Consider the following 26,485-nt stretch of genomic DNA (forward strand, 5'->3'; position numbering starts at 1 on the left):
CTGCACCCTCATCCCTAAACTAGATATTCCAATTTTGCAAATTTTGTAGCACAATTGTTGACTTAGATACAATTTAAAACTTGTTATATGTGATGTTAGTTCTGAGCTTTTACTAATCACCGCAACTCTTAATGTCTTCTTTAGGGGATAAGAGAAACTCTCGGATTACCCTAAAAGATGAAAGAATCTGCAAGAGTTAGCCAAACTAGTTATGACACTACAAAGTTTTGGTGTGATTGGATTAGCCGTTATGGGCGAGAATATCGCTCTTAATGTAGAACGTAATGGTTTTCCAATTGCAGTATACAACCGCTCCCGCGAAAAAACCGATGCTTTCATGGCCGAGCGTGCGCCAGGGCGGAACGTTAAAGCAGCTTTTACTTTAGAAGAATTCGTTGCAGCATTGGAACGTCCCCGCAAGATTCTAGTAATGGTACAAGCTGGTAAACCCGTGGATGCGGTGATTCAGCAGCTAAAACCTTTGCTAAACGAAGGCGATATCATTATTGATGGTGGCAACTCTTGGTTTGAAGATACCCAAAGACGTACCGAAGAATTAGAACCCCTAGGTCTGCGGTTTCTCGGTATGGGTGTGAGTGGTGGTGAAGAAGGCGCATTAAACGGCCCTTCTTTGATGCCTGGTGGTACCCAAAGTTCCTATGAGTATCTCTCACCAATTTTCAATAAAATTGCTGCCCAAGTTGATGACGGCCCCTGTGTTACCTACGTTGGCCCTGGTGGTTCCGGTCACTATGTGAAGATGGTACACAACGGCATTGAGTACGGCGATATGCAGCTGATTGCTGAAGCCTACGATTTGCTGAAAAATGCTGGTGGACTTGACCACAATCAGCTTCATGAAGTGTTTGCTGAATGGAACACAACCGACGAACTCAATTCATTTTTGATTGAGATTACAGCTAATATCTTCCCCTACATTGACCCAGAAACCAGTCTACCCCTGGTAGATTTGATTGTGGACGCAGCAGGTCAAAAGGGTACTGGTCGTTGGACTGTACAAACTGCTTTGGAATTAGGAGTTTCGATTCCTACCATCACAGCAGCTGTAAATGCTCGGATTATCTCTTCTATTAAAGATGAACGGATAGCCGCATCCAAGCAACTCACAGGCCCCAGCGGCAAATATGACGGTACTACCAAAGAGTTTATTAACAAAGTTCGGGATGCTTTGTATTGCTCTAAGATTTGTTCTTATGCTCAAGGGATGGCATTGCTATCTACAGCTTCCAAAACATATAACTGGAATTTGGATTTGGGCGAATTAGCTCGGATTTGGAAAGGTGGCTGTATTATTCGTGCTGGCTTCTTGAATAAGATTAAGAAGGCATTTACCGAAAATCCCGCATTGCCTAACTTGCTATTGGCTCCTGAATTTAAGCAAACAATTCTCGACCGACAAACAGCTTGGCGGGAAGTAATCATAACTGCTGCAAAATTGGGTATTCCTGTACCAGCATTTAGCGCATCTTTAGATTATTTTGACAGTTATCGCCGCGATCGCTTGCCCCAAAACCTCACTCAAGCACAACGCGATTACTTCGGCGCACATACCTATCTACGCCTCGATAAGCCAGGTAGTTTCCATACTGAGTGGGTTCCCATCACTGAAGCTACCAAGTAAACTTTCACTTCTCCAAGTTATGAGCATCTTGTGAAAGTTTAAATTGCTGTTGACTGGAAAAAAGAAAGTGACTCTGAAGTTCAGAGTCACTTTCTTTTTAAAATCATCATGATGTTCATTAAATAATTATTTTCCAATTTAGATTTAAGATAGATAATCGGCGAATTTTTTTTAGGCTGCTGACCATAATTTTATGTCTCCTCGTCAGGTTTTGCTGACTAACTACGGTCATGCCTGCACATATTTTAATTCACTCAAAGGCGCACAGAGGATTGTGTGCTTCTATAATCTTGGTATCCACTACCTACGCAGAACACGGCTAAGAAAGCGATCGCTATGCTTCAGTATCCCAATCTCGAACAAGCGTTAAAATATCACTTCGGTTATGATCAATTCCGTCCAGGACAGCGACAAATTATCGAAGATGCGCTACAAAATCGAGATTTGCTGGTAGTAATGCCGACTGGTGGGGGGAAGTCTTTGTGCTTTCAGTTACCAGCGTTAATTAAGAAGGGATTGACGGTGGTGGTATCGCCATTAATTGCGTTGATGCAAGACCAAGTGGAAGCACTACGCAATAATAATATTAGTGCGACGTTTCTCAATAGTAGTTTGAATCCTTATCAGGTGCGATCGCGGGAAGAAGCTATTCTTAATGGTAAGGTCAGATTACTCTACGTTGCCCCAGAACGGCTGATGAGTGAAAGGTTTTTGCCGTTTCTGGATTTAGTACATCACCAAATTGGCATTTCTACCTTTGCAATTGATGAAGCGCACTGTGTTTCGGAGTGGGGACATGATTTTCGTCCAGAATATCGTCAGTTGCGCTCATTGCGATCGCGTTATCCCCATGTCCCGACAATTGCGTTGACAGCAACGGCGACGGAACGCGTCCGTTCGGATATTATTCAACAAATCGGTTTAAAGCAACCAAGTATTCACATTGCCAGTTTTAATCGCCAAAATCTTTATTACGAAGTCCGTCCGAAAACTAAATATGCTTACGCTGAATTATTAGAATTAATTCGAGAAATTGACGGTTCAGCTATTATTTATTGTCTCACGCGCAAAAAAGTCGATGAATTAACTTTTAAACTGCAAAATGATAAAGTTTCAGTTCTTGCTTATCATGCAGGATTAAGTGATGAAGAACGTAGCAGTAATCAAACGCGATTTATTCGAGATGATGCACGAGTGATGGTGGCGACTATCGCGTTTGGGATGGGAATTAATAAACCAGATGTGCGGCTAGTAATTCACTTTGATATTCCCCGTAATTTAGAAAGTTACTATCAAGAATCTGGGCGGGCGGGACGCGATGGTGAACCTTCTCGCTGTACAATCTTTTTTAGTTTTGGTGATATTAAAACTATTGAATGGAGTATTAATCAAAAAACCGATGCTCAAGAACAGTTGATTGCTAAACAACAACTGCGACAAATGATTGATTATGCTGAGGGGACAGATTGTCGCCGGACAATTCAACTCAGTTACTTTGGGGAAAGGTTTCTCGGAAATTGCGCTAACTGTGATAATTGTCGTCATCCCAAACCTGTAGAAGATTGGTCAATTGAAGCCATGAAGTTTTTATCTTGTGTGGCGCGGTGCAAAGAAAGATTTGGAATGCTGCATATTATTGATGTGTTGCGAGGGGCAAAAAATCAGAAAATTACCCAATACGAACACGACAAATTATCTACTTACGGGATTGGCAAAGATAGAAGTGGGGAAGAATGGCGAATGTTAGGGCGATCGCTTTTACATCAAGGTTTGCTAGAACAAACTAGTGATGGTTATTCTGTTTTAAAATTAAACGCCCACAGTTGGGAAGTGATGCGACGACAGCGAAAAGTCGAAATTGCTGTGTCTGCAACCCAAAAAGTATCTTTAATCGAAGAGAGTCCCAAAGCTGCTGAAGCAGAAGAATTATTATATAGGTTGCGATCGCTACGTAAGCAACTGGCTGATGAACAGTCTATAGCACCTTATGTGATTTTTCATGACTCGACCTTAAAGTTAATGGCGCAGGTACAGCCGAAAACTTTAGTTGAATTTGGCAAACTATCTGGTGTGGGGAGTCATAAACTTGCCCAATACGGAGAAAAGTTCTTGGCGGAAATTCGCACTTACCGCGATGGGAAAAATCCGGTTCATCAAGCTGTTGATGATATAACCTCACTCAGTTTAATTTCTGGGACTGAATTACAAACCTTACAGTTACATCAACAAGGCTTAAATGTTGCGGAAATTGCCAAACAACGCAAACTTAGTCCAACGACAATAGTCAGTCATCTGGCAAGATTAATCGAAAAAAATCAGCCTGTCGATTTAAATTTGTTAGTTCCGGTTGAACATCATCAAAAAATTTGGCAAGTTCTCGAAGTTCTTGGGGATATTCCTCTCACTCCCCTCAAAGAACAATTGGGGACAGCCTATACTTTTGATGAAATTCGCTTAGTTAAAGAAAAGTGGCGACGAGAAAAACGCAAATAAATTCCTGTTGGCGATCGCACAAACTCAAGAATATATTATCCAAATTTTTCCCCAGAGCGATCGCCTAAGATAACCAATCAGGAATTTAGGAAATTTCCGAACTAGGTACAGGTTGAGTTGCTACTTCAGATTTGGTTTTATCAGCTAAAATCACAGACAGCAACTTTGGTAACATCAAACAAGCAACAGTATTTACCAACGTCAGCAGTAAACCATCTACAAAACTCATAGATAAACCCTTTTTGCCAAAATTTTCTTTGCTATTTATCTAGTTTGAAACATATTTTGTTAAATGGAATACATTAGTGCTTTTGATTTTCTTCTAGTCACCATAAGCAAGGGCAATGTTTATTTTTGTAAACTTTCCTCAAGTGATGTCCCATAAGCTGAAATACGTCTAAATTAGAGAATCACCTGTAAAGGTCTTTCTTCGTCATTTTTATTAACAAAAGACAAATGACAGCTTTCACTAGTTATTTTTAATTACACCAACTTACTTAACCAAACCATTGCGACTTACACAAGTATTTTATAAGTCTGCGGTAAAAGTTCAGATTTTGCCTACAGATAATGGTATTTTTTCTAACTACTGACTAATTTCTCTCCTTTAAGCATCCTGACGGCAGCTTCGAGTAAGGCTTCTTCGAGATACGGCTTAGTGAAGTAACCACTAGCGCCAAGTTGAATAGCCATTTGTCGGTGTTTATCTGCACCGCGCGAGGTGAGCATAGCAATAGGTAAGTGATTTAAGGTGGAATCTTTTTGGATGCGTGATAGTAACTCCAGTCCATCGCAACGAGGCATTTCGATGTCACAGAATACGATGTCGCAAGGTAGTCCAGAACGCAGTTTATCCCAGGCTTCTTGACCATCACGCGCCTGTTCAACCCGATAGCCTGATTTGTTAAAGGTCAAAGATAACAATTCTCGAACTGTAATAGAGTCATCAACAATCAACACAGTTGGATCAATTTTCTCAGCCGGGGCTTGTGTGGCTGTAGGTGGTGATTTGTGCTGCCAAGGAGTACCACCAGCATTTTTAGACATCCGACCTTGGAAAATATCGATGATTTCCAACACATCAGCAATTGGCATAATCCGACCATCGCCCAGAACTGTAGCACCTGCTACACCAATAGGTTTAGGTGCTGGCCCTTCAAATTGCTTAATTACAATTTCTTGTTCGCTGAGTACTAAGTCAATTTGTAAAGCAATTAAGGTATTGCCCGATCGCACCACCACTACGGAAACTGTATCATCATCACGAGTTCCACCGTAAACGTTACCGCGACTTAACAAGCGATTGAAAGATAACAGATCTTTGAGCGGTCGGAATGGCAAGACTGTATCGCGCCACGAAATAAATGATTGCCCATCAGCATTATGTTGAATATTTTTGGCGGGTATATCTAAAGTATCTTCCACTCCATCCATTGGGAAGGCAATTCGAGCTTTATCGGAAACACAGCAGAGGGCTTTACAAATACTTAAGGTGAGTGGTAAACGAATCGTAAATGTTGTACCTTTACCAATGGCCGAATCTGTATTCACAGTCCCGCGAATTTCACTAATCTCGGAACGAACTACATCCATCCCCACGCCACGACCGGAGATTTCATCGGCTTGATCTTTGATACTAAAACCAGGTTGGAACAGCAAATCATAAACTTCCATTCGAGAGATGCTTCTTGCCTGTTCTTTGCTCATCATCCCGACTTTCACAGCCTTGGCTTTGACTTTTTCGGGGTCAATACCTGCACCGTCATCACCCACAGAAATGACAGTTTGGTTTCCTTGGTGGAAGGCACGAATTGTAATTTCTCCCGCAGGTGGTTTACCCCTAGTTTGGCGTTCTTCTGGGGTTTCGATCCCATGAGCGATCGCATTATTCAACATATGCGTGAGTGGATCGGTGAGATGATCTAAAATCATCTTGTCAATTAAGGTATCGCTACCTTCAATCACCAACTCTACTTGTTTACCGCATTTAATCGCGTTATCCCGCACACCGCGCCGCAAACGGTCAATCGCCTGAGAAAACGGCACCATTCGAGCGCGGGTTAAACCTTCTTGTAGTTGAGTTGTGACTTGACGGAATTGTCTGGCTACACGTTCAGTCTCTTCCGTCACAAAATCAATGTCACTCGCTGACTCCCGCACTCGCACAATCAATTCAATCATTTCTTGAGACAAGGTGTGGAACGGGGTAAATCGATCCATTTCTAGTTCGCTAAAACCCCTGTCTGTATCGGGTTCTGAAGAGAGGACAGGCGTTTCTTTTTTGGTACGAGTGGCCAGTAGAGAAGCTTCTAAAAGCGATCGCTCATATAATTCTTGCATTCTCGCGCCCACATCCGACAGCTGTTGCACTTGAATCAGCAAGTTATCTAATGATTGTCGCAGCCGTTCATGATCTTGCTCTAAGGTGTTGCGATTAACTACTAATTCCCCAACTAAATTACTCATATCGTCCAGTTGTTTAACTGGCACCTTCATCGTTTCTTCAAATCTCGCGTTACGACGATTCGCCGGACGAGGAGCTTTATTTGTGTTGGGTTTGATTGCTGATGAATGAGATATCGAATTATCTGCTTCCGCCAGTAGTTTTTCTAAATCACTAAATTCATCTTCAAGTTTTGGCGATGCCGGCGTTTCGCTGGCAAAATTATTACTGGCTGTGGTTGGAGATTCTGAAATATAATTATGCTGAATCGTCGGCTGGGGAGATATTTCCGGCTTATCTCCACCTAACAAAGCTTCCAGTGCGGCAAAATCTTCCGAAGCGATCGCCCCAGCATCACTTGGTAATTCTTCACCTAATAATGCTTCTAAATCAGCAAATTCATCTTCCTGCTCGAATATTGTATTTGTATCTTCTGTGGCTGGTGTTATCTCTGATTCTGGCAAGTCAATACTAACATTTTCCACCTCAGCTATTAGTGTATCTAACTGATTAGTGTCTAATGATAATTCGGGAGAATCTGCTGTTTCTCTTAATACGTCAACAGTTACAGTTTCATTAATATTTTCGTAAAATTCTAATTTTAATCCCTCTGCTTCAGCATCTGCATCTGCTGTTAAAAATAAATCAAAATCATCAGTGAGTGTTGGTTCTACAATTGCCGCAGTTTCACTATTATTTATAATTAATAAATCATCAAGTAAATTTTCAAAATTTTGGATTTGGGAAAACTCAATAATTTCTGTATCTGCAATTAACTGATCTAAGTCAGTATCTGGTTGGCTGATGTCTGTGGCTAATAACTCATCTAGTAAATCCAAGTCCCCATCTTTATTATCTAAGGGTTCACTCCCATCTTCATTAGTTACAGATGTTTCTGGCAGACTAATATTGGTGAATAAATCAAAAGATGGATTATCTGAACTATCTAGCTGAATATAAGTACCATGAATTTTTGGTTCTAAATCAACGAAAGCAATCGGTTCATCTTCTTCAGCATCTAGATCATCAAAAATATTTAGTTCTAATTCCCCAAAAGTCTGGGCATCAACCGTAGAAGATTCCGGCAATTGATAAGTAAATTCAGGAGTCAAATCTACAGCTTCTGGTGCTTGAGCAAAATTGTGTATTTCTGGTGCAGAGACATTGCGATCGCTAAAATTAGGAACTTGTAATTCTCCCAATAAATCATCTTCATTATCTGAAGCAAATTCTAAATCTGGCTGGAGAAAAGTTAGCTCAAAATTATCTCCATAATCTTCTCCATTTGAGGACGTATTATTGTGCATACCTCCAAAAATTTCCCCAGAAGCCGCCGCTGCAAATAAACTGTCTTCTAAAGCTTTGGTTACATCTGCTTCTAAGACATTATCAAATTCTGACTGCAATTCTGCTTCTGCGGGAGAATTCCAAAAATTATTCAAATCGTCTTCTGTTTGAGACAAATTTGTTGCTGTTACAGGTGGATTATCAAATAAATCCCCAATTCCTGACTCTTCTGTAGGTATGAGTATATTTTCGTCACCTTCAGCAAATAAACCGTCTAAAGATAAAGAGTTTGGTTCGGAGGTGAACAACTGAAGTTCTGTATTATCAAAATTATGTGCCTCTGCAAGATTTGTTTCTGGATTTTCTAGGAATAATTCATCTAAAATGCTTTGTTGGGCAGCAGATACTCCAGTACTTGCAATAGCCTCAGTTGCTGGTTGAGCAACTTCACTCACAATTGGTAGTTGGTGATCATCCAGAGACAGTGTTAATAATTCATCGACATCTTGGCTGTTGAGGTTGGCAAAGGACAACTGAGATTCACTAGCAATTTCTGGTGATTCTGGTAAGATTTCTGGGAGGTTTGTCGCACTTTCTGGCTCTGAATGCTCTTTTTCTAAGAAATTATCGCCAAATAACAGTCCCAGATCTTCTGTAGTGCTGAAATTAACAGTTGACTCATCAGCGCGGATATCTTCATCCAGGGAGAGAAAATCTGCTAAATCACTCTCATTCTCTTCTGTCAAATCTTCAGTAATATCTATGCCCAAGTTACTGACAGCAGTGATCTCCAAAATTTCTTCTTGTTGCCAAGTTTCATCTAATTCCTGCGTTTCCCCTTCAAATAAATCGGCCAGAGTATTTAATTCTGCTAATCCTACCTCTGGCCCATGATGGTCAGTCTGACCAAGATTTAGTGATCCATCGTTTCCATCACCAAACAGAGAGTTAGCCGCATTTTCACGCGGATGATTAATGGCGATCGCCCTATCTTGATTCATCTGATCTGTGAGATCGGTTAAGCTGATCACACTATCTGCTGGCTGTACACTGGCAATCAAAGAAACTTCCTCATCAGTTTTGCCGATGCTGACAGCTTGGTTTTCTAGTTCTGTAGCTGGTTCATTGTCAAACAAATCAAGATTAAAGTCTATTGAGAATGGCTCCAGTTCAGGAAAACTCAGGAGAACTTCTAATTGCTGACTAATTGTAATCTCGGCATCTCTACCTTGAAGAACTAATTCCTGAGCCTGTTTAATTTCCGTAATGACAATTTTAGCTAGGGTAAGATAAGTATTTTCACTATTACAGATCGCATTTGCGGCTGCTTGACATAAACTAGACCAATTAGGCAAATTCCATCTTTGTCCAAGTTTCTCCAACTGGCGACAACACTGCTGAAGATTTTGCCGTGATTCAGCTGTTGCTTGTTGCTTAAACAGTTGCAACATTTGCCGTAAAGCTTGCAACACCTGATTTTGAAACTCGCTCCAAGTATTTTCTTGGGCGGCGACTGGTGTATGTACTCCTGGAGATAAACCTTTGGTGTCTTCTGCTGGTATAGACGTATCCGTCCGCCAGAAAATCTCTGTGAGTGAACTAACGCTTTCTGTGTGGGATGGTTGGATTACTGTATGGCTATCGTCTGCTACGCCATTGTGGCCTTTTTGTACTAGCAAATCTAGATGATCATTCAACCATTTAAATACAGGTTCAGCTTCCGACATCAAAGTGTTGGCAGCTTCTTCCGAAAGTCCGTAGGGGCCACTTAAATGTTCTAATAAAGCTTTGAGAGTATCCGCTACACCCAAAAACAAAGACTCTAACTTTTCATCAATCCGAACTGGATGCTCTTTGAGTACTTTAAAGCAATCTTCTAGACGATGAGCCGTGTGCTGGATACTAGTTAGACCCAGCATAGCCGCTCCGCCTTTAATGGAGTGGGCTGCCCGAAAAACCTCATTGATCATTTCCGGGTCGTTCAAAGTATCTTGAAGATTCAGTAACCCCTGCTCAATTGTGTTCAGGTGGTCTCGCGCTTCTTCAATAAAGTAACCCAAAATCCGCTGTTGTTGTTCCGGCAGCATAGTTTTTTAGTCAAGAGTCAAGGGTCAATTGTCAATGGTCAAGAGCATCAGTCATCAGTCAATAATTTTGAACTATGGACTATTGACTATGGACTCATGACTAATTACTTCGATTCCAGAGTATCCACGCGGAAACGCTCAACGGAAGCTATTAAGTCACGGGATACACCCACTAGGTTTTGGAGTGCGCCAGAAACTCGCTGGGCTTCTTGGGAGGTTTCTTGGGCTGTTAGTTCTACTGATTGCATAACATGGGCGACAGCACGGGAGGTTTCTGTCTGTTCTACTGTGTCGCTGGTAATTGAGCGCACCAGAATATCAATGCGATTGGCTACTTGAATAATATTTTCCAGCGATCGCTTGGCTTCTTCGGCAAGTTTTGTCCCTTTAATTACCTGTTGTGTGCCTTCTTCCATTGCGGTCATGACTGAGCCAGTTTCACTTTGGATTTGCATCACAATCTGTTCGATTTCTTTCAAAGATTTCGCAGATTTGTCGGCTAACTGGCGTACTTCATCCGCCACAATTGCAAACCCCCGTCCGGCTTCTCCAGCCCGCGCCGCCTCAATACTGGCGTTGAGTGCAAGTAAGTTGGTACGTGAGGCAATTTGTGAAATTAATGCCACAATCTTAGAAATTTCTTGGGAAGATTCTGCCAACCGTTTGACTTTGCGGGTAGTTTCCGCTACAGTTTCCCGAATTTCTAAAATCCCGGCGACGGTGTTTTCTACCGCTTCTCCACCTTTGAGCGCGATGCTACTAGCATCACGGGCAACAGTTTCCGCTTCCCGTGCGGCTTCTGCCACCCGCTGAATCGAGTCGGTCATCACCTGCACAGAATTTAAGGTGACAGCTAACTCTTCGGCTTGGCGTAAAGCGTCACTCGATAAGGCACGAGCAAAGGTTTCCGAATTTGTTGCCCCTTTGGTTACTTCGCGCGCAGCGACTTTTACCTGTTGAACGATATCCCGCAAGTTTTGAATTGTCAGGTTAAAGGCATCAGCAACGGCTCCCAATACGTCGGCTGTTACTTCCGCTTGCACTGTCAAGTCACCTCTGGCTGCCCCTTCTACGTCGTCTAACAAGCGAATTACTTGCCTTTGCAGGTTTTCTTTGGCTTCTTCTTGTTCATCTGCTTTGCGTTGGGCTTCGTTGGTAGTGGTAAAAATTACCCGCGCCATTTCGTTAAAGCCGGTGGCTAATAACCCTAATTCATCCTCGGAATAAACAGTGGCTTGAACATTGAGATTGCCTTGGCGGACTGCATCAAACTGATTTTGCAAATCCTTCGTTGTACGGCGAATTTGCTTGAGGGTGAGATTGCCCATAAAAGCAGCTGTCGCAAATCCCGAAATCCCAGCAGCGAGGGACATAGCCCAGCCAGTATTGCGAATAGATTCTCGCTGTTGTGGTGCCGAAAAGGAAGTCGCCCCAAAGCTCACAACGGCGACAACCATTGCCGAGAAAATCCCCACAGTCCCAGCTACCAAAAAAGGCTTCATATCTAAAGAAGCATTTTCCAGTGGTGCTAACCAGCCTTGCTCAATACTGGCAACTGGTTCTAATTTGGAGACATCGGCTTGGGTAAATATGGGGACTGCTTCTTGAGAACCAGTTATGGTAAATAGTTCTTCATCGCGATCGCTACTGCCATTGTTAGCGGTAGTTTCTGTAAAATGACTGCGGGGGCTGCTATTAGCTTCCAATGGCCCAGAAAGTACTACATCCCCAAAGCTCACATCCGAGTCTGCTAAGTCAAACCCAGGAATATTCCCCAGGTCGTCAAAATCATCAAAATCATCTAAAAACTCGATATTACTTTTAGAATTTTCACTACTGAGCATACTGTTAGTATCTTCATCAGTTTTGAATTCATCGGAGCCAAAGGCCGACTCAAATGCTTCAAAATCAAAATTATCATCACCATTAAAAGAATTTGTGTCTAAAGTTGTGCCAGCTTTTAAAGGAGAATTTGGCAAAGCAAAATCGTCATTAGTAGATGAGTTGGTAGTTGCAGAATTATCGGGAAATTCTATTTTTTCCAACCAATTACTGGGTTTAGCCGCGAATACATTATCTTGATTTGTTTTTGCATCCACATTCGAGATATTTTCTGGCGATTTTGGTGAATTTTCCTCCAGAATACCCATTTTTAAGTCCAAACTTGCCATGCTTGGCTCTGGATACTTTTCTCCTAATAAGACTTCTGATGAAGTATCTAAAATATTACTCGTTTGTAAATTAGCTGAGGCAAAAGGAGAATCAACACTATTGCTGTCAAAGGGTGAGCTTTCTTGACTTGAAGTTGTCCCTATATCAAAGGGGCTATTTGTTATTCCTGAATCATCTAAATTAATTAGTGATAAATCTTCTTGCCAGAAAGCTGGTAAATCTAAGGCAATTTCTTCTTCTGGGTGGTTATTCAGTTCGGAACTATTGTCATCTTGATTCAGGGCAAAAGGATCAGCCATCAAAGATGGTGATTCTTCCACTATTTTGTTCATGACAATACTATCGGTGGGAATATCAAATGGGTTTAAGGATGACTGAGATTCTTCAAAACTATTTAAATCAAAGCTTTGGCTATCTAAGTTAGCAAATGCGCCTAAATCTTGTAAGTCTGATGTATCCATTTCTGATTCATCAGCAATACCTGCCAGATTGATTGGCTCCTCAAGTTCAATCGGGATAGCTTGTTCTTCTAGTGGCTGTAAATATTGATTGATATTCTCTAAACCATTTTTCGCAAAACCGATGATTTCTGGTTCATCAGTTAATTTCAAGACTCTTTGATATTCTGCCTTAGCAACATCGTACTGTTGCAAAACGTAGTAGACATGACCCCTTAATAAATGGCAGTTGGGGTCATCTGGGACATTTTGTACTACCTGATCGACTAAGGTAGCAGCGAATTCATAGTCTTGTTCTGCGTAGGCTGTACAAGCCTGCTGATATGTTTCTAGATAATCATCTATTGTTGCTGCCATTTGCTCCCTCCCAATATCATCCTGCCCACCTTGCACTCCGTACAATCGCCGTTTGGTCAAGTAATCTTAGATACCGATTTTTTTTAGCACCTAATAACCACTCGCCACGCAAAAAGGGAGCCATCGTATCTGGTAGATTTGTTGGTGGCATCAGATGTTGTACATCTAGCCAATCCATACCGCCGACTTCTTCCACTGCTAAACCGACTATTGTTTCCTGCTCCTCGATCGCAATCACGGGAATTTCTGCTCTATCCGTATTTAGCGCCGTTCCTTCACCCAGAAATTGACCCAAATCCGCCACCCAAATTACTCGACCTCGTAAATTTAGAGTACCCAAAAGTAAAGGAGAAGCATTAGGAATCGGGGTGATTCTGTCAGGGCTTAATTCCAAGACTTCTCGGATACCAGTCGCTGGTAGGGCAAACTCCTGATGCGAGGGAATATAAAAACGCAAATGTAACTCACCTTCAGGACTTTCTACTTGTAATTCAGGACGGAAGTGGTCTTGGCCACTACCACTCAAAAAGTCCGGTTTGCTGACCATATTATTTTCATCCTTATCCTCGCAGGAGTTGTTTGACTGTTCCTACCAACTCCGTCGGCTGAAACGGTTTGGCTATATAAGCATCTGCACCCTGTTTCATTCCCCAGTAGCGGTCAAATTCTTCACCTTTGGAAGAACACATAACTACAGGGACATTTTGGGTTTTTGGGTCAGATTTTAACCGACGGCAAACCTCGTAGCCGTTCATCCGTGGCATGACAATATCCAATACCACCAAGTCTGGAGGAGCGGTTTGAATGGCCTCCAACGCTTCTACTCCGTCACTGGCATAGGTGACTGTTAAACCAGTGGCTTTCAGGAGGTCAATAATCATCTCCCTTTGTGCAAGACTGTCTTCCACAATCAGAACTGTACTCATAAATGCCTATCTACCTCCTGATGTAGACGTTCCTCTTTGGAACATTCCCTGACTCCCCTTTAAAATTACTTGTATAAATTTATGCTATTATTTCACTAATTGACTAGATAATAATTGGGCATGGGGTTGGTTGATTCTGTGATAACATTTTTTACCCCATCTTTTATGGAATCAACAAGTCTTCTATTTCTTTGGTGTTCCCAGAAAAGACTTGTAATTAACATATTTCTCTACAAGCATGAGTAATTCGGCATCATCAAACGGTTTGGTTAAATAATCTGTGGCTCCAACCATCCTGGCTCTGACCCGATCTATAAACCCATCTTTACCAGTCAGCATAATAATTGGCACTAGCCGAAATGCTGTGGAATGACGCAGCATACTGCAAATTTCATAACCATCTAATTCCGGCATAGCAATGTCACACAAAATTAAATCTGGTCGTAGTTGAAATACTAGTCCCAGTGCTTCTAAGGGTTGCGTCAGAGCGATCGCTTCATAACCATGTAACTTCAAAATCGACTCGACAGCCTCACAAATCGTTGTTGTATCATCAATACAAACTATCCGGGGACGTTGGTTTTCATCTCCTCCCAACTCTGGTACTAATGTCTGGTAATTAGTTGTAACTGAATCTACTAGTTGCAGCCAACCTTGTAATACATAAGGATATATGGCCTTCGCCACTGTCAATAAATCTCGGTTAAGATAACGCGCCAGTTGCCGAAGGGATGTTTTTCCATCAGCCCAATGCTGTAGCTTATTGACTGTTGCCTCTGGTAGTGAGGATCGTAATTCTGCTGTATCAGCTAACACAGGTAGTTGTTCAGGAGATTGGATTTGCGGATATAGACGCTTCCATTCTTGGACTTGCTGAGTAATTTTTGCCACTAGTGGCGCGATTTCTAAACTAGTCAATTGTGGTGCTAAAGCTGCTCCTTGACGAAAAATAAAACTCCCTTGGTGTAAACTCAACAAATCAAACAATGTTTCCTGCACTAAGCGGTGAATAATGCTATGAGCTATCTTGGGACTGATGATATTTTGTTCTAGAAGTGTCCATAAATAGCCATACTCTGGGACATTTTGAGTGGCTAGTGAAGTATTTTGCTTTTTCTCAAGTCCTGTCTCGACTCGATAATGACGTAAATAATCCTCAATCCGCGCTAAATTACTCTCTCCTGCTTGACAATAGATGATTTGACCGTTGAGGAAAAAGACAAACCAAGATTGTTTTCTACTATTTTTACTATGGCGATGTCTGAGGTTCTCATCTTGGATGGGATGATCTTGCTTGTGGAAGCCAGCTTCCACTAACAGTTGTCCTGTTCGCTGACCCAAGGCAATCAATTGCAAAATACTCCGAATATCAATTTCATTTAAATTTCCCTGCATTTAGCCCAACGTGACTCCTTGTTATATTCTTGACTTAAAATTTGCCCAGCAATTTTTTCCGGATTTCTCATAAGTACAGTAAATTATTACCTCCCAGCCTTCGCAATCTTATTTCTTCAACAACTAATGTCTATCAGGAGATACATTTAGCTATAAACCGTAAATTTTCGTAATACAGCTTGATAAAGTTAGTGATAACACGGAAGTCATGATCACTATCACCAGTACAGAATATAAAGGCGCGACTCAATCGCTTCTATCAAATATTACGGCGTGAAATTTAACGTCTACAAATAGTTCTGTCTGTATTTTTTTACTACACCACGGTGAAATTAAGACAAACTAACAGAATTATCTCAGGCATATCTTAAAACACGGACATTAAGTACGCAAAAGGACGAACGGTGTGCTGTATTTAGCAGAAGTACAAAAGCAGAAGGGCGGCTTACTTAGTGGTGGTTCTAAAACCGAACTGAAACTGCTAGCTTGTCAGCGAACCGACCAGAATTGGAGTACTGTGTCGGAAGAGGTGATTACTGCTGAGGAAGCCAGCAAATTAAATGATGGTGCATTAGTACTAGTAGAACTGAATCCGAATCGCCAAGTGCAGCGGATTCAAGAAGCAGGACGGCCATTAGTCAACATCTTGCAAAATTTTTCGCGGCAGCTAGAAAAATTTAAACTCAAAGAAGATGAGATTGATCAATGGAAGCAGTCCCTAACATTTCAGGCGCAAGAAATGAATCGCCGGGAAATGGAGATGGAAGCACGCTTAGAACAGCTGCAACAGATGGAAGATGATTGTCAACGCCTAGACGAGCAAAAACAGGAAGTTGACTCATCCCGCGAAGAAATTGAAAAGTTGCAAGCGGAAATTGAGCGTAACCGCCAAGAATTAGAAGGTGCTTGGGAACATTTGCGCGGTGAACAGCGACGCTTAGAAGAGCGACAAGCAGAGGTACAACAAGGTAATGTTTTAGATGAAGAGCAAAGTCGGGTGATGAGCGATTTATTAAATCGTTTATCGAGCCGTGCTGCACCAACGGAAACAGTCAGAGAACATCTACATTTAGCTTTTGAATTAATTGAACAGCAGCAAGCAACTTTAAATCCGCACTGGGAGAAGTTAGAACAGCAAAAAACTTTAGCAGCCCAGCAGCAAGAAGAAGTTGAGCGTTTGGCACAAACTTTAAGCGATCGCCAAAGCGAATGGCAACAAGCACATAATTTTTTAGAACAGCAAAGTACTCACTTAAAAGTCAATCTCGCAACTATTACTAGTAAGCAAGAATATGCGCGACTAGTCAAAGAACAGTTGCAACATCAAGACGATTTATATCAAAAAATCAATTCTTTGTCTGCCGGTTCGGGGGATTTTTCTAGCCAAAAAATTGATGTAGAATCATTAGAAAAAATGCCTTTAGATGAACTACAAAAAATAGTTCAAGACCTAATAAAAAAATTAGAAATAGATTCTAGCTTTGTTCAGGAGCAAGAACAAGAACTGCAATATAAGCAAACAGATATAGAAGAAATTCAAAAAAAACTAAGTCAAGCTTCCGACCAGGATCACATCAATTTGGAAATGGAACTGGCGGATGAAAAAGACCATTATCAAATGCTCAACAAAACCTTAGAAGGTCAACGCCGTAGTTTGTTGCAGCGGGATAAGGCTCTGAAGCAACATCAAAATATATTGCTCCGCCGACAAGGACAATCTGTTCCCAGTCTAGAAGAAGACTATTTAATTGATTTTGCTCCGCTTTTGTTACAAATCGATAGTCAGCGACAACAACAATCTCAGGAGATACAAAAACTTGAACAAGAAATTGAGCAGATGCGGTCTGCAATTGACTTAGACCAAGGTATGATTGATAACCAAACACATGATTTAGAAAATAAGCAACAAGAAATCAAAACCTTAGAAGCAAATTTACAGTCTTTACGAACAGCCACTGCTGAATGTTGGGTACGAGTAAATTTATATCAAGAAGCCTTACAACCAATTCAAGATTCTTTGGCCGGTTTGCGACAAAAGCTGCAAGGAATTAATGATTCTTTAGCTCAAGTACAAGAAGTTGGTGATTATCAACTGCAAACTATTAACGAGATGCGTCAGGCTCTGCAAAATTTGATACCTCAGCCAGAATTAATAGCGTCTTGAGAAGTGTGAAGTAGGAAAAATATTTTAGACTTGATTATTCATTCTTGATGATAATCCAATCACCTTGAACTTGCGCGATCGCACCACCAGGAAAGGGATCAGTTTGCGAACGGTTCGGGGCTGTGATTAAGGCGGTTAATTTTTCAATATGTTCAAAATTAGGTGCGTCAGGTAGTATTTCTAGCAATACCTGTCGCATCACCCGACGTTGTAAGGCTAATGCTGCTGGCTGTAATACCCGACGATTGAGTTTTAGTTTTAGATCATCCGCACTCCCCATCATCGCTTCTTCCCGCAAATGCTGCGCTGCTTGTTCTAAATACTCAACATCTGCTTGTAGAAGTTCTGCTGTTTGGGCTAAAGCTGATTCTACTTTAGGGTTAAAGTTTGTTTGTAAATAGGGAATTAATTCTTGGCGGATGCGGTTACGGGCGTACTTGACATCTTGATTGGTAGAATCTTCCCAAATAGGTAATTGAAAATCTTGACAAAATTGCCCTGTTTCTGGACGAGTGATTTCTAATAGTGGGCGCACTAGGGTAATTTTGGCAGATAAAGGACGTTGCCAGGTTAAAGCTTGTAAACCATCAGCACCAGTACCACGCATTAAATTGTAAAGCAGAGTTTCAGCGCGATCGCTGGCTGTGTGTCCAGTAACGATATATTGATAATTGTATTGTTGGGCGATCGCATTTAAAGCCTGATACCGCCAATTCCGCGCCACCGCTTCACTATTTACGGGTTCTTTAGCAGTTTCTAAATAAAAATCTACACCCCAATTTTTCGCCACATTTTTGACATGATCAGCATTGGCTTGGGAATCATCACGCCAACAATGATCGCAATGAGCAATACCTAAATACCATGACCACTTTGATTGTAAGTCTAATAGTAATTTAATTAAGCATAGAGAATCTTGTCCACCAGAAACAGCCACTAATAGGCGTTCATGATGTTGAAATAAATTACGCGATCGGATAGTACGATGAATTTTTGCGTGTAGAGATGTCCATACCATTTTTGAATATTACCGCGCAGACGCACGCACACTAAATTAGGCAAATGGTATTTTAGTATAGGTTTCTCTTGTCATTTTGATGGATATTTTATTTTTTTCTAAAAATTCTTTGATTTTTATCAAATTTTTAATAGTTTCTTCTAAAGTATTTCTGAATTCTTGATCAGCAACTCTGTGAAGAAATTGAAATAACTGGTCATAGTAATCTCTAAATAATTCATCTTTATACAATCTGTAGCTAAACTCAGATTGAGTTATTGGATGGTTTGTTCCTTTATCTATGAGGTTATCTCCAATACCATTGACATAATAAAACCAGAGAATACTATTTTTGCTGGAGATAGCTGTTTTAAAATCTTCAATTAAGTAGAAAAATTCTGTTGTCAACTTTTTGTTGACAAATGGTAAAAATACAACATCTCTTTCATATAAAGCAATCCAGCAAGCAACAGTAGATATTAAATAAGCTGTGGAAGTTACATAATAGCCTTCTTTGGTAAACCAATCTAAAGAAGAAGCATTTTTTGGCGATAATTTCAAGGCATAGCCAGGCCCAGATGGTTCATTAATTTTATCTATTATTGAGTTCAAGCGGAACTCTAATTCATGGCAAGCTAACCATAGTGGTCGAGCATAAAGGTAAAGTTTTTTGCGAGCATCAATAGATTCTTGTAAACGAGGCGCAACTAAATAAGTTTCTGTAATTTTAATAATAAAAGTAATAAAGCCGCCGCCTGCTACTCCATAAATTAAATTGGATAGTCCATCAGCCATATTTATTTTTGCTCCAAATTTTGAGAAAACTAAAGATTATTTTGCAAAAGTTAATGTTAATTAAGATAAAAATCTTCGGCAATTACATCCATAGTTCCCAAAATATAGTTAAAAGTAACAAATAATCAAATATGATTTGTAAGAATTCAGCACCCAGGAGTCAGAATTTAGAAGTATCCATAGGATTAGCAAATTAATTCATCAAATATTTCTCCTGATTCTTTAAACCTTCTGACTCCTGATTACTTACTATGATTTAACCCCTCTCCACCGATGAAGCTACCGTGTACACACAATTCGAAAATTTGCAGTCTGAAACCGTATCCCGCCTAGAACTAAAGTTCCAGGCTCATAGCCAAAGTCCACAAAGCGTGGACTGGAATATATTTCTGGTTAAGTCATCTTGAGATGACTTGCGCGACAAGACTCGGAATTCATTCCGAGGCGGGACATATGCACTCAACGAACATTTGTGTGTACACTGTAGACCGATGAAGAGGGGCAAAGCTATTAAAAAAACCACCCGTAAGAATGTAATCCTTTACCTAAAAGATTCACACCAAGATAACAAATCCAGACGACAACAAAGCCACTTGCCGCTAAAATTGCGGGGCGACGACCTTGCCAACCGCGAGTAATTCTAGCGTGGAGGTAAGCTGCAAAAACTAACCAAGTAATTAAGGCCCAGGTTTCTTTCGGGTCCCAACTCCAGTAAGAACCCCAAGCTTCGTTCGCCCAAACACCGCCAGCAATAATCCCAATGGTCAGCAGGGGAAATCCTAGCCCAATGATGCGATAGCTTATATTGTCTAGGGTATCGGCCAGACTGAGCCGTTGGGGTGAAAGAACTGCTGTAGCTGCTGCGGCTTCAGGGGTTGCAGTTACTAAATTCATAACAGCAGTGTTGCCGTTATTAGTATTGCTGTCAAAACGAAGAGCAGAACCGTTATTTTCCGCAACTGCTGATTGAGTAACTAGTTCACCTGCTTTGTGTAAACGATAACCATTAGTGCGGTAGCCACCAGTCCCAACAGAACTACCTTGTAGTTCGATATTTTGACCGCGTGTCACCACCAGAAAAGCGATCGCTAATATTGAACCTACCATCAAAGCAGAGTAGCTCAACATCATGACGCTGACGTGCATCATTAACCAGTTAGATTTCAATGCTGGTACTAATGGCTCTGCTGATTGCATGGTTGATGGTAAGGTGAGAGCCGCAAATGCCGTGATTCCCATTGCTACAGGTGTAGTAAAAACTCCCACCAAGCGGCTACGAGTCCCATTTTCCGCAATTAAATGAACTGCTGTAATCCCCCACGTCAAAAAGAACAGCGACTCATACAAGTTGCTGAGGGGGAAATAACCAGCTTCTATCCATCTTGCGCCCAAAAGAGTAGCGATACACAAATTAGCGATCGCCATTCCAGCTGTCCCTAAAGCACCAAGTGCTGGCAGATTTGGAAAAGCTGCTCCTCCCCAGTAAACCAGCATGGTGAGAAATAACACAGCAAATGAGGCGTTGTCTAGCCAGTTCTGGAGTACAACCAGATTCATACAGTATTCTCCACCGTTATTGTTTAAAGTTGCGCTTCTAACTATTTTGATCCTAACTTGAGTTTAATTAGAGACTCAGGGTAGATAGAATAAATTAATGTGTGTGATACTGCTAGACTGACGCAACTAATACCACGGACAGGATTTACTTTGAGCTACTAATATTGGGAGTAGATGCTGGATTACTTGAAGTTGCTGAGTTAGGAGATTTTTTCAGCGAGAGAAAGACATCGTAGCGGGTACTGCGGCTGTCACTCACAGAAGTTGTTGCGCCAATTGAACGAGTTGCTTCTAAAAAAGTTTTTTGTTTGGGAAATAGGGTATTAAGTGTAAAGTTATTTACCATCCGTTCAACATCTAGGAAAAATGCCCCATTTGTTGGATTGAGTTCTGTTGGAACCGTGTGTTGATAAGCAAGATTACTGGCTAGTGTGTTGTTGGGTTTAGGCACAATTTTATCGGTGACGGGAGCGCCCAATACTAAAAAAGCGATATCCTTATCTAACCAGCCGTGGCTGGCAGTTAAAGTACCAAAAGGCCCAATCCAGTTGACAACAGGTTGATTGGCGATCGTTCCTGGTTGAATTTGGAATTGATATTGATTTTTAATTACATCATCCAGCTTTTGGAGAGATGTTTCAGCTAATTTGCGATCGCTGGCTTTGATCATGAATACCAATCCGGCTCTAAAATCTCCTGGGGTGCCGTTTTTTGATGTGTTAGGAATCAGTGAAACAGCAAACTCGCCTTTCATCCAACTCAACAAGTCCCGTTCCAAATCGAGATTGATCAGCGATTTTACGCCACTACGCAGTTGTTCTGGAGACACGGGTGAGAGGGGATTACCTTGAGATGTGAGAATATAATCTCCCCACAACCTTTGCAAATTACTACCAGATAACATCATTAAGGTCTCTGCTGGCATTCGTTGCTGCATACTACCTGCTGTGTTGTCGATTGATAGTAGGCGCTGACTTTGAGGGTTAAGCCAGGAAACTCCCTTTAAGCGGACTCCCTCTGACTCTAAAGTAATCGCCCCTGCTAAACCTTGGTTATTTTGCAGTTGTGCCAAAACTTGTGCCGGTAATCGACGATTAGGCGCAGTAGTAGCGATTTTGGCTGCTGTAGGGACATTGACGTAAAATTGAGCAAAAGAGTGAGATTCAGCAATTTTCGGGAAATTTTCGGCGAAACTCCCGACTGTCGCTAAGGATGTTTTATTTTTGTAGGCATCAATCGCCCGTTCTACGGCTTTGGGATTATCAGTAATAACGAGGAAGCGTTGATCTAATAATGTTGCTGAAAGACTTGTACCGAATTGCCCTTCGCTTTGTTTAATCGGCGTTCCTTGATAGGTGCGGTCAATCCATTTACCGGTTTTCAAAGCTTTTGGCTGGGACAAAATTCTTTGGGCAACCTCTGGGTTTTTGACAGGCAAAACCATAACTATGGACTGCTGACTATTTGCGGCAACACCATCGGTAGCAACAGGCTTAGGGGCAGGCTGACTAGTTTCAGGAGCCAAGATAGCAAAGGTAACTTCGTCATCTACCCAAGGTTGAATATCTTGCTCAAAGTTAAAACCATTATTGGTCAGAAAGCGATCGCGCAGCTGAATTAAAGTTTTATTCAGTTCTGCTTGGGACTCTTTTGTGCCGAATTCCTGTAATTTCTGCCATTGTTTGGCATCTGTAGTGAGAGACGCAGCAAACAAAGCATCGCTCGGAATAATATTTGCACCTACTAGTAAATTTCCAGAATATAAATGCCCCTGGCTGAACAACCGATAAGCAACTCCGCCACCAATAATTAATAAACCAGTAGCCGAGAGCGTCAAGGCCAGAGACGGTTTCTGTTTTTTCTTCATGGGAACAGACACAATAGGCAGCGCCATTGAAACCAATACCTCATACTTGCGAACTTATTACTTACTTAGTCAAGTAAACTTCAGCGTTTCCCTCTTTTTTGGGTAGTTTTTTCACAATTTCCTCTACCCTGAACTTTTGCTGATACTTCGGTAATTAACCTTAGCTATTTTGGCTGTAAAAGGAGTAATTTTGTTGTTAGTTAATCTTTTTAACATGCTTTGCTCTATTTCGCAGGCAACTTTTCTCTAAAAGTTTTTTGATCAGTCAATCTTAGTTAGAGAAGGAATTTGAAAACTTACGCATTGATTCCTAGTATCAATGGGTTAACAAAGAGGTGTAGGTAAGTAAAACCTTTAAGCACATACGTTCTTAAATTATGACAGTTACTCTTAACAGATGACTTTTCTGCATCAGTTTTAAACTTTATTATCAGCATTATGAGGATATAACTAGCTCCAAACAGCTGCAAGTCACCTGTTATTTGTAATTTTTACTACTGACATAATTTAGTTATTCTGTATTTAATGCTCAAAAAAATAGCTTTCATAGGCCAATTTTTGAAATCATGATTACTGATGACTATTTGTACCAAAATTGTCAAAACTCAAATCTTGGTGATTTATCGATGTTTTTGCGCCTAAATCATGCCAATATTGGCTAGATAGCGGTAAATGAACAGTAGATTTAAAATTTAATTTTTATCTAAACTTAATTTTTCTTGGCTCAAGTATATTTAATTACCTGCTTAGTTGGGATTTGATAGCTGTAGTTATTGATTTTAGGAAAGTGTTAATTGAGCTATCCCTGTAAGCAACTGATTTCATACTCAGAACTTGGCTATATTTTGGCGATCGCTACTTTATTCTAAACTTTGCCGTTAGTAGAACTTAGCTGCATCGACCCCAAATATTTGGCTAGATAAGGTGAGAAAACCTCATAAATCAATGTTAGAGGTTGCCCATGATGCCAAAACAAATAGTGACGACCCCAAAACGGCCCTTGCACATCAAAGCCCGACTCTAACGCCGTTGAGTTTCCATAATAAATGCCCCGCACATCTCGATATAACTCTGTGCGGAGACGCGCTAAACTTGCCCAAATTGGCAATGAACGATTTTGCAAATACTCATCTACATGGCTGGCTTCCCACCACGATGTCGCATAAGCTAACCTCTGCCCCGAAGCAGTCCGCAACCACACCTGTCGTCGCAGTCTTGGCCCTGGTACAGCTTGAATTAAATCGGGTGCATCATCTAAATCTACGCCAATCAATGACATATCAATGACATCTACTTCCGTTGGCTCACCTGTCAGCAATTCTAAATGCCGAGTCGGAGAACCATCGCCCAATAACAGTAGTTGCCAAGTCGGAGCCAGTTGTGTGTGTGGCAAACTCTTTTGTATGACTTCCTCGTCTCCTTGCCAAATCGGAGTCAGACGGTGCCAAGCTGATGGCAGTGTGGAGTTGTTTGTCAGAGTAAAAATAGCAGTCAATGTTATTTACAAAAGTTCATCTATCTCTATAAAAGCACAAAAAAAGTCAACAGTTCAACGTCAATAGATAAGTAATACTTAGCTATTGACCATTGACCATTGACTAAAAAATGCGGATGGCGAGACTCGAACTCGCAAGGCAAAGCCACACGCACCTCAAGCGTGCGCGTATACCAATTCCGCCACATCCGCTAGAGTTCACTGAAGAACCAATATAGCACAACAAAGTGATTATAGTAAGGTAATATCTAATTTTGCAAAATTTACCAAAAATTTAAGTGAACATATTCACAAATTTCCCGAAGGCGGATATCAGACTAACAGAAATGTAATAGCGCCACAAGTGATATTAAAAGGGGTATAGCTACTTTAAGATGCTCTGAACTAACCCACAGCCTAGTGCGGGAAACTGGCACAGACAAGCAGATGTAATCCTGTTAGTCTGGTTAAGACTTGTAGAGGCTTGGCAGTCCTGATTTTTGTAGAATTCCGAAGGGCGTACATCCACTGCTGAGAATGATATTGCAAAAGCTCTGATCTTTAATTTGCAACCAAGTAAAAGCTTTGTTGCTAATCAGATAAGAGAAAATGTCAATCTACTGGTACTAATATCGAAGCTAGAAAATGAAGTTTGACAAAATATTAATTGCTAATCGAGGAGAAATCGCACTTCGCATTCTCCGTGCCTGTGAAGAAATGGGAATTGCAACTGTTGCGGTTCACTCAACCGTTGATCGTAACGCTCTCCATGTGCAACTTGCGGATGAAGCAGTTTGCATTGGTGAGCCTGCCAGCGGTAAAAGTTATTTAAATATTCCCAATATTATTGCTGCCGCTTTGACGCGTAATGCCACTGCCATTCATCCAGGGTATGGGTTTTTGGCTGAAAATGCCAAATTTGCGGAAATTTGTGCTGCTCATCATATTGCTTTTATTGGCCCAACTCCTGAAGCCATACGCTTAATGGGGGATAAATCCACAGCCAAAGAAACCATGCAAAAAGCTGGAGTACCAACAGTACCCGGTAGTGATGGTTTAGTAGAGTCTGAGCAAGAAGGATTAGCACTGGCGAAGGAAATTGGTTATCCCGTGATGATCAAAGCCACGGCTGGCGGTGGTGGACGTGGGATGCGTTTAGTCCGTTCTGAGGATGAATTTGTCAAACTTTTCTTAGCGGCTCAAGGAGAAGCAGGTGCAGCCTTTGGTAATTCTGGCGTTTATATGGAGAAATTTATTGAACGTCCAAGGCACATTGAATTTCAAATTTTGGCAGATAATTACGGCAATGTGATTCACTTAGGTGAACGGGATTGTTCCATTCAACGCCGCAACCAAAAACTCCTAGAAGAAGCTCCTAGTCCGGCACTTGACTCAGACCTACGGGAAAAAATGGGGCAAGCGGCTGTCAAAGCTGCCCAATTTATCAACTTTACTGGAGCAGGCACTATTGAGTTTCTGTTAGATCGGTTTGGGAAGTTCTACTTTATGGAAATGAACACCCGAATTCAAGTAGAGCATCCTGTAACAGAAATGATTACTGGGGTAGATTTAGTGGCTGAACAAATTCGAGTTGCTCAAGGAGAAAGACTGAAACTGACTCAAGAGCAAGTAGTTTTACGTGGTCATGCGATCGAATGCCGGATTAATGCTGAAGATCCAGACCATGATTTCCGTCCCGCTCCAGGACGAATCAGCGGTTATCTTCCCCCCGGTGGCCCTGGTGTGCGGATTGATTCTCACGTTTACACCGATTACCAGATTCCTCCCTATTACGATTCTTTAATTGGCAAGCTCATCGTTTGGGGGCCAGATCGGGCAACTGCAATTAATCGGATGAAACGTGCATTGCGGGAGTGTGCCATTACCGGACTACCGACAACTATTGGTTTTCATCAAAGAATTATGGAAAACCAACAGTTTTTACAAGGTAATGTTTACACCAATTTTGTCCAGGAAATGAACCTCTAGGGAATTAGGAAGTAGAAGGTAAAGGGAAGGCGTAGAAGGCTGAGAAATATCTTATTTTCAGTTGACTACCTGTCCCTTTCCTGTTAAAGTACTCAGTTTGGTTGAGATTAATCGTAAATCCCGTTAAATACAAAATCCTGGTTAATCAAGGGGGAAATTTAATAATAGACCTCTTGCAAAAGTCAGTTAAGCAGATTCAGTTTTAGGGAGACGAAGCTCATAGTTGTACAAACCAGCGATGAGATTAAATCTCAGACTAAATCTTTTTCTCCGATTGCGATAACGGTCAGACAAGATTTTAAATATCTTTAGTTTCCGATTAATATGCTCACCGACAACTCGAACTTTGGCTAAGTCTCGATTACTCTTTTTATCTTCGCAA

At 41.2% G+C, this 26,485-nt stretch carries 15 protein-coding genes, 1 tRNA gene and 1 pseudogene; 4 read left to right on the forward strand and 13 right to left on the reverse strand.

Annotated elements, in window-relative coordinates:
- Positions 1-211: 211 nt before the first annotated feature.
- The gene (gene gndA, locus IQ244_RS07525) at positions 212-1,642 is read left to right on the forward strand and encodes an NADP-dependent phosphogluconate dehydrogenase (RefSeq protein WP_015113327.1); all 1,431 of its coding nucleotides are present in this window, start codon (positions 212-214) and stop codon (positions 1,640-1,642) included.
- A 336-nt stretch (positions 1,643-1,978) separates the two neighbouring features.
- Positions 1,979-4,135, forward strand: coding sequence for a DNA helicase RecQ (gene recQ, locus IQ244_RS07530; protein ID WP_193891474.1), 2,157 nt, complete (start codon positions 1,979-1,981; stop codon positions 4,133-4,135).
- 85 nt (positions 4,136-4,220) lie between these two features.
- Here recQ and IQ244_RS07535 read toward each other — a convergent pair whose 3' ends face one another.
- The 6 genes from IQ244_RS07535 to IQ244_RS07560 form a co-directional block, all read right to left on the reverse strand.
- Entirely contained in the window at positions 4,221-4,364 is a 144-nt protein-coding gene (locus IQ244_RS07535; RefSeq protein ID WP_193891477.1) for a hypothetical protein, read from the reverse strand.
- 353 nt (positions 4,365-4,717) lie between these two features.
- Complete coding sequence (locus IQ244_RS07540) at positions 4,718-9,952, reverse strand: response regulator (protein WP_193891480.1); 5,235 nt, start codon at positions 9,950-9,952, stop codon at positions 4,718-4,720.
- A 104-nt stretch (positions 9,953-10,056) separates the two neighbouring features.
- The gene (locus tag IQ244_RS07545) at positions 10,057-12,939 is read right to left on the reverse strand and encodes a methyl-accepting chemotaxis protein (RefSeq protein WP_193891483.1); all 2,883 of its coding nucleotides are present in this window, start codon (positions 12,937-12,939) and stop codon (positions 10,057-10,059) included.
- 16 nt (positions 12,940-12,955) lie between these two features.
- On the reverse strand, positions 12,956-13,486 hold the full coding sequence (locus IQ244_RS07550) for a chemotaxis protein CheW (protein WP_193891486.1): 531 nt from the start codon (positions 13,484-13,486) through the stop codon (positions 12,956-12,958).
- A gap of 13 nt (positions 13,487-13,499) precedes the next feature.
- On the reverse strand, positions 13,500-13,865 hold the full coding sequence (locus tag IQ244_RS07555) for a response regulator transcription factor (protein WP_062297988.1): 366 nt from the start codon (positions 13,863-13,865) through the stop codon (positions 13,500-13,502).
- A gap of 183 nt (positions 13,866-14,048) precedes the next feature.
- Entirely contained in the window at positions 14,049-15,260 is a 1,212-nt protein-coding gene (locus IQ244_RS07560) for a response regulator (RefSeq protein WP_193891489.1), read from the reverse strand.
- Positions 15,261-15,666: 406 nt separating this feature from the next.
- Between IQ244_RS07560 and hmpF the strand changes: the two genes are divergently transcribed.
- Positions 15,667-17,424, forward strand: coding sequence for a pilus motility taxis protein HmpF (gene hmpF / locus IQ244_RS07565; RefSeq protein WP_193891492.1), 1,758 nt, complete (start codon positions 15,667-15,669; stop codon positions 17,422-17,424).
- Between the two features lie 34 nt (positions 17,425-17,458).
- Here hmpF and tilS read toward each other — a convergent pair whose 3' ends face one another.
- The 6 genes from tilS to IQ244_RS07595 all read right to left on the reverse strand — a co-directional run bounded on the left by tilS (position 17,459) and on the right by IQ244_RS07595 (position 24,327).
- Entirely contained in the window at positions 17,459-18,442 is a 984-nt protein-coding gene (tilS, locus tag IQ244_RS07570; protein ID WP_193891507.1) for a tRNA lysidine(34) synthetase TilS, read from the reverse strand.
- A 36-nt stretch (positions 18,443-18,478) separates the two neighbouring features.
- The gene (locus IQ244_RS07575) at positions 18,479-19,216 is read right to left on the reverse strand and encodes a hypothetical protein (protein WP_193891510.1); all 738 of its coding nucleotides are present in this window, start codon (positions 19,214-19,216) and stop codon (positions 18,479-18,481) included.
- 510 nt (positions 19,217-19,726) lie between these two features.
- The gene (ccsB, locus tag IQ244_RS07580) at positions 19,727-20,773 is read right to left on the reverse strand and encodes a c-type cytochrome biogenesis protein CcsB (protein WP_193891513.1); all 1,047 of its coding nucleotides are present in this window, start codon (positions 20,771-20,773) and stop codon (positions 19,727-19,729) included.
- Between the two features lie 145 nt (positions 20,774-20,918).
- Positions 20,919-22,667: a DUF3352 domain-containing protein gene (locus IQ244_RS07585; protein ID WP_193891516.1), complete on the reverse strand. Its 1,749-nt coding sequence runs from the start codon at positions 22,665-22,667 to the stop codon at positions 20,919-20,921.
- Positions 22,668-23,505: 838 nt separating this feature from the next.
- Positions 23,506-24,135 (reverse strand): chorismate lyase, encoded by a 630-nt coding sequence (locus IQ244_RS07590; RefSeq protein ID WP_193891518.1) that lies wholly within the window; start codon positions 24,133-24,135, stop codon positions 23,506-23,508.
- A gap of 111 nt (positions 24,136-24,246) precedes the next feature.
- Positions 24,247-24,327, reverse strand: a tRNA-Leu gene (locus IQ244_RS07595).
- A 432-nt stretch (positions 24,328-24,759) separates the two neighbouring features.
- Here IQ244_RS07595 and accC point away from each other — a divergent pair.
- Positions 24,760-26,103, forward strand: coding sequence for an acetyl-CoA carboxylase biotin carboxylase subunit (gene accC / locus IQ244_RS07600; RefSeq protein ID WP_193891521.1), 1,344 nt, complete (start codon positions 24,760-24,762; stop codon positions 26,101-26,103).
- Between the two features lie 186 nt (positions 26,104-26,289).
- On the opposite strand, the pseudogene IQ244_RS07605 reads toward accC, so the two are convergent.
- Positions 26,290-26,485: pseudogene (locus IQ244_RS07605) on the reverse strand (IS5/IS1182 family transposase); the annotation flags it as partial.

The sequence above is a fragment of the Nostoc sp. LEGE 06077 genome, assembly GCF_015207705.1.
Taxonomy (GTDB): Bacteria; Cyanobacteriota; Cyanobacteriia; order Cyanobacteriales; family Nostocaceae; genus Nostoc_B.